The organism is Treponema sp. UBA785, assembly GCF_002297065.1.
GTDB lineage: Bacteria > Spirochaetota > Spirochaetia > Treponematales > Treponemataceae > Treponema_D.
In genome coordinates this window covers 1,653-16,525 of the sequence record NZ_DBJD01000047.1, presented here as the reverse complement: position 1 = coordinate 16,525, position 14,873 = coordinate 1,653, and the positions used below count along the sequence as shown (strand labels likewise).

The window sequence follows — 14,873 nt, the reverse complement described above, 5'->3', positions numbered from 1 at the left end:
TAGTAAATCCATAGGAACGTGCAGATTTTCATTTCTTTTTGAGGCTTCTGCAGAATCTCGTAGCGGTCGCTTGTTACATAAACGATTTCCGCAGGTCCAAGCTCATGCTCGTCAGCGTAGCCGAGGTTCATATATGCAAAGTTTTCAAAAGAAAGGCAGTGAGCAAGAATTGAGCCTTTTGCGTCTTTTTTTATTCCGATTTGAAGCGGCGTTCTGCCCATCTTGTCTCTTGCGCCGTAAATTCCTTCTGGAGTGGCAACAAGCATTGTGATTGAGCCTTTTATTTTTTTCTGAACGTATTGAATTCCTTCGAGAATTGTTTTTTGAGTGTTTAGAAGCGCAAGAATAAGTTCTGTCTGGTTTATTTCTCCGCCGGACATTTCAAGAAAAGCGCCGCCGTTTTCGATAATCTCTTTTGAAAGTTCGTCTTTATTTGTAACGATTCCAACGGTTGTAAGCGCAAAACGTCCAAGGTGAGAGCAGGCAAGAAGAGGCTGCGGCTCGTAGTCTGAAATACAGCCGATTCCGATGCGGCCTTTCATCTCCTCAATGTCGTTTTCAAATTTTGTTCTGAACGGAGAATTCTGGATGTTGTGAATTGCACGCTGAAATTTGTCATCTTCGCGATAGACTGCAAGTCCGCCGCGGCGGGTTCCTAAATGTGAATGATAGTCAGTTCCGAAAAATAAATCCATCGAACAGTCGTCTTTTGAAGCAACGCCAAAAATTCCGCCCATAAATGTACCTCTTTGAAGTCTTTGCAAAAATAAAGCACAATTATAGTGCCAAGACGATTTTTTTACAATAAACGGTAAAATTTACCCCGGATCGTTGCGGAAAGACCGCAGCGAAGCGAGGACTTATAGCAAGAGCCGGATATGACAGAGGATGCGGTTTGTGATTTTTTGATTTATTGAATAGAACATTTTTTTATGGTAGTTTTTAAGAATGAAAGAACTTGAATTGAAATATGGATGCAATCCAAACCAGAAACCTGCCCGGGTTTTTGTTGATGAAGGTGATCTTCCAATTGCTGTTTTGAACGGAAGACCTGGTTATATAAATTTGCTCGACGCTTTGAATGGCTGGCAGCTTGTTAAGGAATTGAAGGACGCTACCGGACTTCCTGCCGCAACTTCTTTTAAGCATGTTTCTCCTGCTGGCGCTGCAATTGGCAAGCCTTTGAACGACACTCTCAAGCAGATTTATTTTACCGACGGTGTTGAGCTTTCTCCTTTGGCTTGCGCTTATGCCCGTGCCCGTGGTGCTGACAGAATGTCTTCTTTTGGTGATTTTATTTCTTTGAGCGATGAATGTGACGAAGCTACTGCTCTTTTGATTAAAAAAGAAGTTTCTGACGGTGTTATTGCTCCAGCTTTTTCTGACAAAGCTCTTGAAATTTTGAAGGCTAAAAAGAACGGAAATTACTGTGTTATTCAGATTGATCCGTCTTACGTTCCTCCGGCAACTGAAGTTAAGCAGGTTTTTGGCGTAAAATTTGAACAGGGGCACAATTTTATAAAAATTGACGAAAGCTGTCTTTCTAATATTGTTACGAAAAATAAAAATTTGAGCGAGGATGAAAAACATAACCTTATTATTGCTCTTATTACTCTCAAATATACTCAGTCAAATTCTGTATGTTACGTAAAAGACGGCCAGGCGATTGGAATTGGCGCTGGACAGCAAAGCCGCGTTCACTGTACACGCCTTGCTGGTCAAAAAGCCGACAACTGGTGGCTGCGTCAGTCGCCAAAAGTGCTCGGATTGCAGTTTGTTGACGGAATTAAACGCGCAGACCGCGATAATGCAATTGACGTTTATATTGGCGAAGAATATGAAGATGTTCTTGCAGAAGGAAGCTGGCAGAGAATTTTCAAAGTAAAGCCTGAAGTTTTTACTCGCGAAGAGAAAAAAGAATGGCTTGCTAAAAATACAGATGTTGCTCTCGGCTCAGACGCTTTCTTCCCGTTTGGAGACAATATTGAGCGTGCGCACAAATCTGGCGTAACTGTAATTGCTCAGCCGGGAGGTTCGGTTCGCGATGATCAGGTAATCGAAACTGCCGATAAGTATAATATGGTTATGTGCTTTAACGGAATTAGACTTTTCCATCACTAGTTTTTTATAAAAGGCGCTGTTTTGCGTAGTTTGTAAGAATTCTTGACGAAAAAATATTAACATATTAAAACTAAAAACGCTCTCTGTCGGGAGCGTTTTTTTTTATGGTCGTTTTTTGCAATGATTTTGAGTTTTTTTGTGGCGATTTTGATATTTTTTGGTAGAATAAAACAGGCGATTTTTTATATTTCAAATTTTTATCTAAAAACTGAAATTTTTAGATATTTTGTTTAGACATTCGGAAAAATAATTTTTTTTAAGCTGGAGGCATTTTTATGAAACTACGTAAGACTGAGAATCAGCAGGAAAAGAAAAAGGGAGGACGCCTATTTCTTCTTATAGGCGGTTTTTTAGCGGGGATTGTAATTTTCTTTAACGTGCTGCAGATTCGGTTTGTAACAAAAACTACAAAAGAGGAGCTTAAAAAAAGTACAGAATTTGAATATGCCCAGTTTGTAGATACTTATGCAAATCTTGAGCAAAATGTTATTGAAAAATATTTTGCAGCCCTAGATTACTACTGCAATTCAGACATCATAAAAGGAAATGCAAGCACGGAAGAAATTGTTTCCTGGCTGCGCGATCATGAGCAGGACAGAAATAAAGATTTTTTTGATTATGTTGCATGGGTTGATAAAGACGGACTTTATTATTCGGATATTGGAACTCAGACGATTGTTTCTGACCGCGATTATTTTAAAGAAATCATGCAGAACGGCGCAGATTCTTATGTTGATAATCCTGTTCCTTCTAAAGTTTCGTGGAAAACAGTTGTGCATGTATGCCGTGCTGCCAAACGCAATGGCGAAACAATCGGTTTTTTTTGTGGAAACGTTGAAGAATCTAATTTTGCGAAGGTCCTTGAAGATATAAATCTTGGTTCGCTTGGCGAAGCTGGGCTTTTTAGCAGCATTGGAAAGGTTATTGCCTCAAATCTTAATTCTGAAAAATTAAAGGAAGAAGTTGATTATATCCGAAAAAATGACCCGGCTTCTTATTCTGTTTTTCAGACTGCTTGGGCGAATGACAGTCATACTGGAATAATAAAAAATAGTGCTGGCGAAAACATTGTTATTTTTTCAAAAATTGTAAAGCACACGCCGTGGAAAATTATGCTTTTATTAAAAGAAACAGAAATCAATGCGGCTTCAACTGCAATTTTCTATAAACTTTTAATCTGCGGAATTATAATTACCGTTATAATCGTTCTTTTTGTAGGTTTTATAATGTACAAACAGATAAAGCCTTTGAGTGTTGTGGAAAACACGATCCGCGGAATTGCAACTGGAGACGCAGACCTTACGCAAAGAATTCAGTTAAAGAGCAGCAACGAAATTGGACGCGTTGTTGATGGCTTCAATAAATTTTCTGAAAAACTTCACATAATTGTTTCAACAATGAAGCAGTCTAAGAACGACCTTGTCGAAGTCGATGAACTTCTGCAGAACAGTACAGAAGACACTGTAGCGGCAATTAGTCAGATTATTAGCAATATTCAGGGTATGGACAAGCAGATTGGCGTTCAGAGCGAGTCTGTTCACGAAACTGCCGGAGCTGTAAACGAAATTGCTTCAAACATAGAGTCTTTAAACCGCATGATTGAAAGTCAAAGCGCGGCTGTTACTCAGGCGAGTGCTTCTGTTGAAGAGATGATTGGAAACATCAATTCTGTAAATAATTCTGTTCAGAGAATGGCTCATACTTTCCACGAGCTTGAAGAGAAGGCGGCAACTGGAATTCAAAAAAATAACGATGTTACGGCAAAAATCGAAGAAATTCAGGCAGAAAGCCAGGCTTTGCGCGAAGCAAACGTCGTAATCAATGGAATTGCAGAGCAGACAAATCTTTTGGCAATGAATGCGGCAATTGAAGCGGCTCATGCGGGCGAAGCAGGAAAGGGATTTAGCGTTGTTGCCGAAGAAATTCGTAAACTTTCCGAAGATTCTGGTTCTCAGTCGCAGACAATCGGTAATCAGCTGGATAAAATCATAAACAGCATTGAGCAGATGGTTGATGCTTCTGGCATTGCTTCCGATGCGTTTAACGACGTTGCTCAGGAAATCAATTTGACAAACAATCTTGTTCAGGAAATTTCAAATGCAATGATAGAACAGAATGAAGGTTCAAAACAAATTGCAGTCGCCCTTAACAGCATGAATGACACTTCTAACGAGGTAAAAACAGCGTCTTTGGAAATGGCTGAAGGAAATAAGGCGATTCTTGATGAAATAAAAAATCTTCAGGAAGCTACATTCAGCATAAAAGACGGAATGGGCGAAATGTCTTCCGGGGCACGCAAAATCAACGAAACTGGAGCGGCGCTTTCTGAACTTGCAAACCGTATGAAAGCTTCAATTGGACAGATTGGTATTCAGGTCGATCAGTTCAAAGTTTAAAATCGGAAAAAATTCATATTATGTTTTGATTGTAGTGAAGTTCATTTTTTTGCTACAATCGGAGTATGTTGTTAAGAAACGATTTTTCTCAATTTACGCACTTTTTTTGGGATCTTGACGGAACTTTGACACGTTCTGCCGAAGGAATTGTAAACAGTGTGCGTTATGCGCTTGAATGTTTTGGAATAAAAGAAGCGGACGATGAAAAACTCAAGCGTTTTATCGGGCCTCCGCTTGCAGAGTCGTTCAATGTTTTTTATGGACTGAGCGAAGAGCGGTGCGATAAAGCCATAGAAAAATATCGTGAGTTTTATACGGAAAAAGGAATTTTTCAAAATGCAGTTTATGAAGGAATCCCAGAAACCTTGCAAAAACTCAAAGAAAGCGGAAAAAAACTTTACGTTGCAACTTCAAAACCGGAAGTTTTTATGTTCAGAATTCTGGAACATTTTAATTTATCTCAATACTTTGATTTTGCCGGCGGCGCGGACATGGCGGAAGCAAGAAGCGAAAAGCACAAAGTTATCGAATATGTAATTAAGCACGAAAATTTGCAGGCTGAACGAAAAAACGGCAAGATTTTGATGATTGGCGACAGAAAACACGACATTCTCGGAGCGCGAAAAAACGGCTTAAAATGCTGTGCAGTTTTGTGGGGCTATGGAAGCCAGCAGGAATTTGAAGAATTTAAGGCCGATTTTATAATTTCAAAACCGGGGGATTTAGTTTGTCAAAGCTAGTTTGACAGATTTTGCTTGTCGGCTTAAATAATTTTAAAAAGCAAAACTCAATTGAAGCGGCGCTTTTGCAAGACGGAGAGATTCAAATAGTTCTTCTATCTGGTTTTCTCCAAAAACTTTTATTCCGTTTTTTAGCAAAAGGTCTGCCGTTATTCCGTTTCCGTCGATTATTTTGTGGCTGAATGATCCGTCGTAGATTTTTCCAACTCCGCACGAAGGACTTCTTTCTTTTAAAAGCGCAAAAGAGCATCCGAACATTTTTGCCGCTTTTAAAACCTGTTGAGCGCCTTTTTTGAATTGAGGAGTTCTGTCGTTGCCTTGCGAGTCGATTACTTTTTCTCCGGAAATTTCGCAGGGAGAGCGCGGACAGGAAAGTCCTCCCATACATTCCGCACAGACAGGAATTATGTTTGCGATTTTTTTTAGGCGTTCAAAGGTTTCTTCCTGCAGAATTGAGCCGTTGTTTCCGCCGTCATATTTTACATCAAAACCTAAGAGGCAGGCGCTTACAAGAATGTTCATAGAAAATAATTATGAATTAAGTTTGATGGTTGGACAAGAGAAAAGTATAAGCATAGAAAAGAAATAAAAAGAATGAATAACAAAAGAATATCTCTAAAATCTCGAAATAAAAACGGTTGTATGATATATTTCATGTTTGGCTGTATATTTATTTGAATTGAATTTAATTAAGTTTTAGAATAAATGAGTTTGGAGGAATTTTAAATGAAATGCAAAATTTCAGCTGTTTGCGCAGCGCTTTTTCTTGCAGTAATTCTTACTTCATGCGGTTCTAAAGAAAAAAATATTATTCCTTTAGAATTGTGGTACGGCGCAACTTTTTCTGAAGCTGGAGAACCGCCAGCAGATTGGGAAGTTTTTAACATTATCCGCAGAAAATTGAATATCGAGTTAAAAATTTCTGCTGTTCCTGCAAGTTCTACTGAAGCGGACAAAAAAATTATAGCTGCCGCAGATGCCGGACGTCTGCCAGATATTTTTGTTGTGAGCGGAACTGTCTTGCCAAAATTGATGAAAAAAGAATGTATTTCTTATGTTGATGACATGTACGAGCTTATGCCGACTCGTACTTCTCAAATGTATGATGTAAAAGAGCGCAAGTCGTATGGTTACAAGGGCAAGCACTATGCTTTGAGCCAGCCAGGTTCAGTTGTAAAAAATGAAGGAATTTTGATTAGAAAAGACTGGCTTGATAAACTTGGCCTTGAAATTCCTGTAACTCTCGACGATTACATGAACGTAATGAAGGCTTTTACTTACAGCGATCCTGATGGCAACGGCAAAAATGACACTTATGGTTACGGCGCTTATCTTGAAATCAAAAAGAATTCAGAAGGTTTGGGTGTGAAATTTGACCCGATTTTTGGCGCTTTTGGAGTAGAAGGAACTTTTGATTTTAACAAAGATACTGCCGGACTTAATATTTACAAAGACAGTTATTTTGACGCAGTAAATTTTGTGCGTCAGATGGTTAACGAAAAAGTAATCGATCCGAACTGGGTTGTTTATAAGAAGGATGATTTTAGAAATGCCTGGAAATCAGGTCGTTTTGGAATTATGCGTGAACAAAATGCAGCCTTTGCCCTCGAAAACAACTATTCACCTTTTGACGAAAAGTTTCCGGATGGAGAATGGATTGTAATTGAGCCTCCGACAGGTCCTTCTGGGGTTAAATCGGTTGGAATTTACACTGACCAGGGACACCGCATCTATGCAATCAGCAAAAATGCCAGAGAAAAAGGCAAGATTGAGGCAATTGCAAGGCTTCTTGAATGGATGAGCAGCGAAGAAGGTTATTATCTTTTGGGATTTGGTGAAGAAGGCGTAAACTACAGACGTGACGAAAATGGAAAAATCACAACTGAAGGTTTGGCTGACCCTTCAAAAGCGTATACTCAAAAATCATTTGCACGTTATCTTCAGCTTAGAAATTTGATTTTTTATAACAGCGAAGTTGAGCTTGAAAGCCGCTATCCAACCTGGGTAAGCCGCAACGGCAAAAAAATGAGCGCATACGCAGTTTTAAAAAATATGCAGAATCAGGACTGGACTCCAGCCCTTGGCTCAGAAGGTTTGCCAGCTCCGTCTGCCGAAGTAAAAAAATATTACGAGCAGGGCGTTATGGACTTTGTTACAGGAAAACGTGCCCTTATTAGAGAAAACTGGCAGCAGTGGCTCAACGGATTTACACGCATTGGCGGAATCGACTGGGAACGCAAATGTAAAAATTACGTTGAAAGCAACAACCTGCTTACCGAATAGTTTTGCCCATTTCGCTGGCATTTAGTCTATCCAGCGGAGTGTTCTTTTTTGACAGCGCCGGCTTTTATGCTGGCGTTTTTCGTTTAAAAAGGTTTCGATAATTTCTGTAATTGCCCATAAAGCGATAAATCCCAAAAATAAAAAAAACATAGCCATAAATGCTCCTCCTTAGTTGGTATGCCAATGATAAAACAACTAGTGAGACACTGATTGTCCTTGGTAAAAAAGTTTTCTTGTGCGATAACGGTAAATTATCAACCAGAGTTTTTTAGTTAAGTTTTTTTATGATAAAATAAGCGGAATATGTTTTTTTTAAGGGGAGTGTTGTTATGAATAGAAGAAAATCGATAGTTATTACTTCTGTTTTGACTGGCTTGGCTGTTATTTGCGCGCTGGCTGGAATTGCCCTTTTAATTTTTATTTTTCTTAAGGGCGAAATAAATAGATTTGAACCTTTTGAGTTGGACGAAAACAAGACTTACGATGTTCTTTATATAAGTTCTTATGATCCTCGCTATTTGATTACAAAGAATCAGCTTGAAGGCATTGAATATTCTATGCAAAAAAAAGGCATCATGTACGAAGTTATGTACATGGACATGCTTAATTATAACACTGTCGAAAATTACGAGCTTTTTTATCAGACAGTAAAGCATAAAATTTCTATGCGTCCGACAAATTACAAGGCGGTTATTGTAAGCGATGACGCTGCCTTAACTTTTATTGAGCAGTTCCATAACGAACTTTTTAAAGATGTTCCGGTTGTATTTTTTGGAATAAACGATATTGCTCATGCAAAAAATGCTCAAAAAAATCCATGGTTTACAGGATTTGGAGAAAAAAATTTTGTTGATGAAACTCTTGAAATAATCATTGAGCAAAATCCTAATGTTAAAAAAGTTTGCTGTATTCTTGATGATTCTTTAACGGGCCGTGGCGACAGAGAGCAATTTTTGGACGCAATAAAAAAATATCCAAACTTAACCTATGAGTTTATTACGATTTCTCGAAATTCTCCTGAACAGATTGCTAATCGGTTGTCTGCAATTCACACTGATTCAGTAGTTTTGTGTCTTTCTTCTTTGCAGTCTTATGCACACAGAAATTCTTTTTCTATTTATGAGCTTATTGATTTTATCAGTTCGTATTCACGGAGAATTCCCGTTTATAGGACAAATGCTGTCGGTATTGGGAATGGATTTTTGGGTGGAAAAGTTTATGATCACTATGCGGCCGCCTGCCATGCTGTAGAAATTGTTTATGAAATTCTCGAAGGAAAAAAACAGATTTTTGATTTTGAATACGATGATTTTGCGGCTGGAAAATGTATTTTTGATTACAAACTTCTGAAAGAATTCAATATAAATCCTGCGACTTTGCCTTCCGAAACGATTTTTTTCAACAAGGCGGAAAATATTTTAAAAAAACAGAAAAGTCTGTTCATTGCTGTTTTTTTTATAATACTCTCTTTGATTTTGATGCTCGTTGTTTTTATTACAAGCTATTACAAATCAAAAAAAATTAACGAAATTGTCATGGCGATGAATAAAAAAATGCGCCAAATTAACAGGGAGCTGATTGACTCGAAAACAAAACTGACTTTTGTCGCAAACAATGATGGTTTAACGGAGCTTCCAAACAGAAGTCACGGTGAGGCAGAAATAAAAAAACTTATACATTCTGGCTTGCCTTTTACGCTTTTTTTGATGGACGTTGATGATTTTAAAAATTACAACGACACTTACACACACGCATGCGGCGATTTTGTCTTAAAAGAATACGGACGCCGGCTTGCAAAACTTACTGTAAACGGTGAATATTTTGCGGCACGCTACGGCGGAGATGAATTTTTGCTTGTCTATAAATGCGGTCATATCGAAAAAAATGGGCGAGAGATTGAACTTTTGCGTCAATTGCTCAATGAACCGATGTATTTTAACGGAACAAAACTTTCAATAACCGTAACTTTGGGTTTTGCAGATTCGTCTATCGATGTTTCTTACGATGAGCTTCTTACAAATGCGGATATTGCAATGTATGAGGCAAAAAAGATTGGTTTTGGAACCTGTCTTGGTTTTATGCCGGAAATGAAAGAATCGGTTTTGAGGCGCAATTCGATTATTGACATTTTAAAAGACGAATGTGAGCATGGCGGTTTTGAAATTCGCTATCAGCCAGAGATTTCTACAAAAACTGGCGATGTCTGCGCTTTTGAAGCTCTTGTCCGCTTGAAGGATTATTCAGTTGGACCGGATGTTTTTATTCCTGTAGCGGAAAGCAGCGGTTTTATTGCTCGAATCGGAAGAATTGTTACCGAAAAAGTTTTGCGTCAGATGGACATCTGGCGTTCTGAAGGAATGAAGCTTCGAAAGGTTGCAATAAACTATTCAAATGGACAACTTGTTGATGACGGTTATGTCTTGCATCTGAAAAACATGATGGAAAAATACAGGATTCCGTCAGATCTAATTGAAATTGAAATTACAGAAAGCCTTTTTATGGGTAAAAAAGGCCGCGTAACTCAGCTTTTTGACGAACTTGCAAAAATTGGTGTTACACTTGCTCTTGATGATTTTGGAACGGGGTATTCTTCTCTCAGCTATTTGACTTTTGTTCCAGCGGACAAGGTTAAAATAGACAAGTCTCTCGTTGATAATTATCTTGTAGATGGAAAAGAAGATTTTATTCAGAATATTGTGCAGCTTGTGCATGGTTTGGGAATGAAACTGGCTGTTGAAGGCGTTGAGCATAAATGGCAGTATGACAAGCTCTGTTCTATGAATTGTGATTTTATTCAAGGATATTTGTTCAGCAAGCCGATTAGCGCGGATGATGTTCCTGAATTTTCAGTTGCGGTTTGATTTATGACTTTGCTTGAAACTTATTACAATAAATTTAACGAAGAGCATCGCCTTTCGACACGGCATGGAATTGTAGAATATACAGTTGCTCAAAAATATATTCACGAGTGCATAGGCGAACGGAAAAATCTTAAAATTCTTGATGTTGGAGCTGGAACCGGACGCTATTCTGTGGCTTTAGCTCAAGAAGGTCATTTTGTTACGGCGGTTGAGCTTGTTGAACGAAATCGGAAGGTAATTGAGTCAAAGCATCAGACTGGAGTTCATATCTGGCCGGGAAATGCCCTTGACTTGAGTTTTCTGGATGCGGATTTTTTTGACATAGCCTTGATTTTTGGGCCGATGTATCATTTGCACACGAAAGAAGAAAGAATTAAGGTTTTTGAACAGGCTAAGCGAGTAACAAAAAAAGGCGGTTTTATTCTTGTTGCCTATGTTATGAACGATTACAGTATAATCGAATACTGCTTTAAGAAAAACAAAATAAAAGAGTGTTTTGAAAACGGCAGCGTGACAGAAGATTTTAAAACCGTAAGCAGCGAAAAAGAGCTTTACAGTTACCTTCGGCTTGATGATATAAATGAATTGAATAAAATAGCTGGTCTTGAACGCATAAAAATTATTGCGGCGGACGGCCCTTCTGACTATATGCGCCGGGAATTAAATGCAATGGACGAAGAAACATTTGAGCTTTTTGTAAAATATCAGCTGGCAAATGCAGAACGGATTGAATTGCTCGGTGCTTCTAGCCATACTGTCGATGTTCTAAAAAATACAAAATAATTCAAAAATTGCGTTAGCGATGATAGCCCCAGCGTCAGCTGTCCCCGGAAGGGACGGAGCGAATGCGGAGGGGCGGTCGTAGCGACGGCGCAGCCGTAACGCCCTTGCATATTCCTGAAGAATTTTATAAACTGTGCAAAATGACATTTTGTTGATTTTTGTCAAACTCAATTTTTTTATTTTTATGGGAGAAAACTATGGCAAAGAAATATGCATTTTTGTTTCCTGGACAGGGTGCTCAGGCACAGGGAATGATTAAGGATATTTGTGAAGCATATCCGGAAGCGCAAAAGGTTGTTGACGAAGCTTCTAAGATTGCTGGAAAAGATGTTGCAAAACTTTTGTGGGATACTCCTCAGGAAGAGCTTAACCGCTCGGATAACAGTCAGCTTGCGATTACTACGGCAAGTATTGCGATAATGGCCGCTCTTAAAACAAAGGGAATTGAGCCTTCTGCTGCGATGGGATTTTCGCTCGGAGAATTTCCTGCTCTTTATGCCGCCGGAATTTTGTCTTTTGAAGATGTTATCAAAATTGTATGCCAGCGTGGTTCGATAATGCAGACTGTCTGTGAACAGATTGCTGAAGAGAATGCTGGAAATGCGCCTGGAATGAGCGCTGTTCTTGGTTTGCCGCCAGAAAAAGTTGAAGAAATCGCTGCCGGAATCGATGGCGCTTATGCCGCAAATTTGAATTCTGTAAAACAGACTGTAGTTGCAGGAACTGCCGACGGGCTTGCTAAGGTAGAAGAAGCGGCGAAGGCTTGCGGGGCGCGTCGTGTTGTACGTCTTGCTGTTGCTGGTCCTTTCCACTCGCCGCTTATGCAGAGAGCTGCTGATAATTTTAAGGTGGCGCTTGAACCTTTTACGTTTGCAGATCCAAAAATTACGCTTTTTTCTAATGTGACAGGAAAAAAAGTTACAGAAGGCGCGCCTGCAAAGGCAAGTGCGGTTGAGCATCTTACTAATCCGGTTCGCTGGACTGACGAAGAAAAAGTTCTTGCTGATTTGATTAAGGAAGATGGAAGTGAGTGGGCTGTTCTTGAAGTTGGTCCTGGAAAAGTTTTGTCTGGTCTTTGGGGACAGACTGAATTTGGTGCGACTTTGCCTGCTGTTGCTGTAAACACTGCTGAAGTTTTGGCAGCACTTTAATAAATTTGGGAGGAAGTATGTTGCTTCAGAATAAAAAGGCTCTTGTGACTGGTTCTAGCCGTGGAATTGGCCGTGGAATTGTTGAATCTTTTATTAAAAACGGTTGTGAAGTTTGGGGACTTTGTTCTAAAGAAAGTGCCGGAAAAGCAGAAATCGAAGCTCTTGCAAAAGAAAACGGTGTGGCTTTTCACGAAATTTATGCTGATGTAGGCAATGCTGAGCAGGTGACAGAAGTTGTAAAAGCCGCTCTTGCAGAAGCCGGCGGTTTTGATGTTCTTGTAAACAACGCTGGAATTACGCGCGATGGTCTTTCGTTCAGAATGAAAAAAGCTGATTGGGACGATGTTTTGAGAGTCAACCTTACGGCTGCTTTCTTAATCTGTCAGATTGTTTCTAACGATATGATCAGAAAACGTTCTGGTTCAATTATCAATATGTCTTCGATTGTCGGAGTTCATGGAAACGGCGGTCAGGTTAACTACGCTGCTTCTAAAGGCGGTCTTATTGCTTATTCTAAATCTCTGGCTGCAGAAGTTGGAGGCCGCGGTGTTCGTGTAAACTGCATTGCTCCTGGTTTTATCGAAACTGATATGACTAATGTTCTTAAAGAGGAATTGAAACAGGCTATGATTGAAAAAATTCCTCTCAAACGACCTGGAACTCCGGAAGATGTTGCAAATACCGCTCTTTACCTTGCGAGCGACTTGAGTTCTTATGTGACAGCACAAGTTATTGGTGTTGACGGTGGAATGGGCGCGTAAAATTTTACGCTGACAAAGACTTGTTTTTGCCGTATATTTCTTGCTTGCGCGCCTTTATGGCGCGTTTTTTTATTCTATTTTTAAGTTTTTCAGGAATATTTCTGTAAAAATTTGCGGAGAATCTTTGTTCTGATAGTATATTCCCGCTTTAAAATAATTGCGTTCATCGGAGCGGACTATTTCTGAAAAGGTTATGCTTTCTTTTTTTTCTCCATCGCGGAAAATTGTGAGTTTTTTGTCTTCTGTTTGAATTTTGATTGTAGTCTCTTTTGAAGGAATCCAAGCACCAAGCTCAATTTTTATTGGATCACCGTTTATTTCGTCTACTTTATCTGCTTCGTAATAATTTCGGATCTTTGCAACGATTTTTCCTTGTTCTGCTTCGATTCGGCAGAGCGGACGGTCTGTTGCTTTTCCGTTTGCATTTGGGAGTTTGCTTGCCAAAAACTGCCCGACAGTAAATTTTGCTTCTGAGGCGTTGGAGCAGTTTCCGAAAAAAGTGTAGGTGAAAGAATGAGTTCCTTTAAGCGCCCATTTTGTTTTTTGGGCAAGTTCTACGCGGACTGAAGAACCGTTTGGAGATTTTCCCTGATCGGAGGCATCGAGTGAAATTCTTATCCAATCTGTGTTGTTTTTGTCCGTGTATTTTGAAAAATATTTGTTTTTGAAATTTGAGTTTTGGGCGAGAGATGCGGTTATCATGCCGCCGTCTTTAGTTCCTGACGGATACTGGAGATTAAAATCGATGTTTCCAGAACTGTCGGCTGGAATGAGCGGGACAGGACTTTGTCTTTTTTCGAGTTCTTCTGATGTGGCGTAAGGCATGACATAAGGTGAGTATTCGCCGCTGCTTGAAGCACAGCCTGCAAGAACTGCATTTAATGCGATTATTTTAAGAAATAATTTAGCGTTCATTTTTTTCTATTTTATAGTCTTTATTTTGAATTGTCTGCTTGTTATTTGATAGTTTAGCAATGAAAAAAACACTTGCTTAAAATGACAAAAACTGATATTTTGTCATAGTAAATTAAAAGAAAGTTAAAATCAGCTTGAAATTTTGCTGGTTTATTATTTTAAACAGTTTTGCGTGGCAAACTGGATTTTTCTATAGGAGGCATGATAAAAATTACATCCGTGTAATTTTTATCATTACAGTTTGCTCTAGCGTTGCTTTTACAAACTGTGATTCTCGCCATCTGTAGCTTGCCGCTAACGCGGAGTTTTATAAGGAGAAAAAGATGAGAAAAATTGTTGTTACAGGACTTGGTTGTGTAAGTCCAGTCGGAAATTCTGCTGACGAAACTTGGGCTGCCCTCAAGGCAGGAAAAAGCGGGGTTGCTCCAATTGCCGGATATGATGCAACTCCTTTTAAAGTAAAATACGACGCTGAAGTAAAAGATTTTAAAGCCAGCGATTATATGGATGCAAAAGAAGCTCGCAAAATGGCACGCTTTACACAGTTTGCTGTTGCTGCTAGTAAAATGGCTCTTGACGATGCAAAACTTTCTGGAAACGAGGCTGTGCTTGACAAGGCTGGTGTTTATCTTGGCGTTGGAATCGGTGGTTTTGAAGTTACAGAAGCCGGATTCAAATCATATTTTAGCTCAAACTTTACACGCACTCCTCCAATGACAATTCCTGAGCTTATTCCAAACGAAGCTGCAGGAAATATTTGTATCGTAAACAACATTCACGGTCCGGCTCACACTGTTTGTACCGCCTGTGCTTCTGGAACAGATGCGATTGGCTATGCTCTTGATCAGATTCGTGCAGGACG

At 39.3% G+C, this 14,873-nt stretch carries 13 protein-coding genes; 9 read left to right on the top strand and 4 right to left on the bottom strand.

Annotation, left to right across the window (positions count from 1 at the left end; genetic code table 11):
• Positions 1–737, bottom strand: a 737-nt coding sequence (locus tag B2X33_RS03680; RefSeq protein ID WP_524539498.1) for an amidophosphoribosyltransferase, incomplete at its 3' end; no start/stop codon positions are given.
• Between the two features lie 211 nt (positions 738–948).
• Here B2X33_RS03680 and B2X33_RS03675 point away from each other — a divergent pair.
• From B2X33_RS03675 to B2X33_RS03665, 3 genes are all read left to right on the top strand, one after another.
• Entirely contained in the window at positions 949–2,121 is a 1,173-nt protein-coding gene (locus B2X33_RS03675; RefSeq protein ID WP_296023014.1) for a phosphoribosylaminoimidazolecarboxamide formyltransferase, read from the top strand.
• Between the two features lie 275 nt (positions 2,122–2,396).
• The gene (locus tag B2X33_RS03670) at positions 2,397–4,517 is read left to right on the top strand and encodes a methyl-accepting chemotaxis protein (protein WP_296667742.1); all 2,121 of its coding nucleotides are present in this window, start codon (positions 2,397–2,399) and stop codon (positions 4,515–4,517) included.
• Positions 4,518–4,582: 65 nt separating this feature from the next.
• On the top strand, positions 4,583–5,257 hold the full coding sequence (locus B2X33_RS03665; RefSeq protein WP_296667740.1) for an HAD family hydrolase: 675 nt from the start codon (positions 4,583–4,585) through the stop codon (positions 5,255–5,257).
• A 33-nt stretch (positions 5,258–5,290) separates the two neighbouring features.
• On the opposite strand, the gene B2X33_RS03660 is transcribed toward B2X33_RS03665, so the two are convergent.
• Positions 5,291–5,779: a 2-thiouracil desulfurase family protein gene (locus tag B2X33_RS03660; RefSeq protein WP_296667738.1), complete on the bottom strand. Its 489-nt coding sequence runs from the start codon at positions 5,777–5,779 to the stop codon at positions 5,291–5,293.
• A 204-nt stretch (positions 5,780–5,983) separates the two neighbouring features.
• On the opposite strand from B2X33_RS03660, the gene B2X33_RS03655 reads away from it, so the two are divergent.
• The gene (locus B2X33_RS03655; RefSeq protein ID WP_296667736.1) at positions 5,984–7,540 is read left to right on the top strand and encodes an extracellular solute-binding protein; all 1,557 of its coding nucleotides are present in this window, start codon (positions 5,984–5,986) and stop codon (positions 7,538–7,540) included.
• Between the two features lie 21 nt (positions 7,541–7,561).
• Here B2X33_RS03655 and B2X33_RS03650 read toward each other — a convergent pair whose 3' ends face one another.
• Entirely contained in the window at positions 7,562–7,696 is a 135-nt protein-coding gene (locus tag B2X33_RS03650; RefSeq protein ID WP_296023030.1) for a hypothetical protein, read from the bottom strand.
• 173 nt (positions 7,697–7,869) lie between these two features.
• On the opposite strand from B2X33_RS03650, the gene B2X33_RS03645 reads away from it, so the two are divergent.
• From B2X33_RS03645 to fabG, 4 genes are all read left to right on the top strand, one after another.
• A complete protein-coding gene (locus B2X33_RS03645; protein ID WP_296667734.1) occupies positions 7,870–10,401 on the top strand; it encodes an ABC transporter substrate binding protein in 2,532 nt (843 codons plus the stop codon).
• A gap of 3 nt (positions 10,402–10,404) precedes the next feature.
• Positions 10,405–11,184 carry a class I SAM-dependent methyltransferase gene (locus tag B2X33_RS03640; protein ID WP_296667732.1) on the top strand — a complete coding sequence of 260 codons (780 nt, stop codon included), beginning with the start codon at positions 10,405–10,407 and terminating at the stop codon, positions 11,182–11,184.
• Between the two features lie 197 nt (positions 11,185–11,381).
• Positions 11,382–12,335, top strand: coding sequence for an ACP S-malonyltransferase (locus B2X33_RS03635; RefSeq protein WP_296667730.1), 954 nt, complete (start codon positions 11,382–11,384; stop codon positions 12,333–12,335).
• A 17-nt stretch (positions 12,336–12,352) separates the two neighbouring features.
• A complete protein-coding gene (gene fabG, locus B2X33_RS03630; RefSeq protein ID WP_296023040.1) occupies positions 12,353–13,096 on the top strand; it encodes a 3-oxoacyl-[acyl-carrier-protein] reductase in 744 nt (247 codons plus the stop codon).
• Positions 13,097–13,165: 69 nt separating this feature from the next.
• Here the strand turns inward: fabG and B2X33_RS03625 are convergent, their stop codons facing one another.
• Positions 13,166–14,011 (bottom strand): polysaccharide lyase family 7 protein, encoded by an 846-nt coding sequence (locus tag B2X33_RS03625; RefSeq protein ID WP_296023042.1) that lies wholly within the window; start codon positions 14,009–14,011, stop codon positions 13,166–13,168.
• Between the two features lie 323 nt (positions 14,012–14,334).
• Here B2X33_RS03625 and B2X33_RS03620 point away from each other — a divergent pair.
• Positions 14,335–14,873: beta-ketoacyl-[acyl-carrier-protein] synthase family protein (locus B2X33_RS03620; protein ID WP_296667728.1), on the top strand; the 539-nt coding region annotated here is incomplete at its 3' end.

Excerpts from the sequence above, each read along its gene's own strand:
- B2X33_RS03640 (WP_296667732.1), top strand. The coding sequence starts at position 10,405 with ATGACTTTGCTTGAAACTTATTACAATAAATTTAACGAAGAGCATCGC.
- B2X33_RS03670 (WP_296667742.1), top strand. The coding sequence starts at position 2,397 with ATGAAACTACGTAAGACTGAGAATCAGCAGGAAAAGAAAAAGGGAGGA.
- B2X33_RS03645 (WP_296667734.1), top strand. The coding sequence starts at position 7,870 with ATGAATAGAAGAAAATCGATAGTTATTACTTCTGTTTTGACTGGCTTG.
- B2X33_RS03655 (WP_296667736.1), top strand. The coding sequence starts at position 5,984 with ATGAAATGCAAAATTTCAGCTGTTTGCGCAGCGCTTTTTCTTGCAGTA.
- B2X33_RS03665 (WP_296667740.1), top strand. The coding sequence starts at position 4,583 with ATGTTGTTAAGAAACGATTTTTCTCAATTTACGCACTTTTTTTGGGAT.
- B2X33_RS03650 (WP_296023030.1), bottom strand. The coding sequence starts at position 7,696 with ATGGCTATGTTTTTTTTATTTTTGGGATTTATCGCTTTATGGGCAATT.
- B2X33_RS03625 (WP_296023042.1), bottom strand. The coding sequence starts at position 14,011 with ATGAACGCTAAATTATTTCTTAAAATAATCGCATTAAATGCAGTTCTT.
- B2X33_RS03675 (WP_296023014.1), top strand. The coding sequence starts at position 949 with ATGAAAGAACTTGAATTGAAATATGGATGCAATCCAAACCAGAAACCT.
- B2X33_RS03660 (WP_296667738.1), bottom strand. The coding sequence starts at position 5,779 with ATGAACATTCTTGTAAGCGCCTGCCTCTTAGGTTTTGATGTAAAATAT.
- fabG (WP_296023040.1), top strand. The coding sequence starts at position 12,353 with ATGTTGCTTCAGAATAAAAAGGCTCTTGTGACTGGTTCTAGCCGTGGA.
- B2X33_RS03635 (WP_296667730.1), top strand. The coding sequence starts at position 11,382 with ATGGCAAAGAAATATGCATTTTTGTTTCCTGGACAGGGTGCTCAGGCA.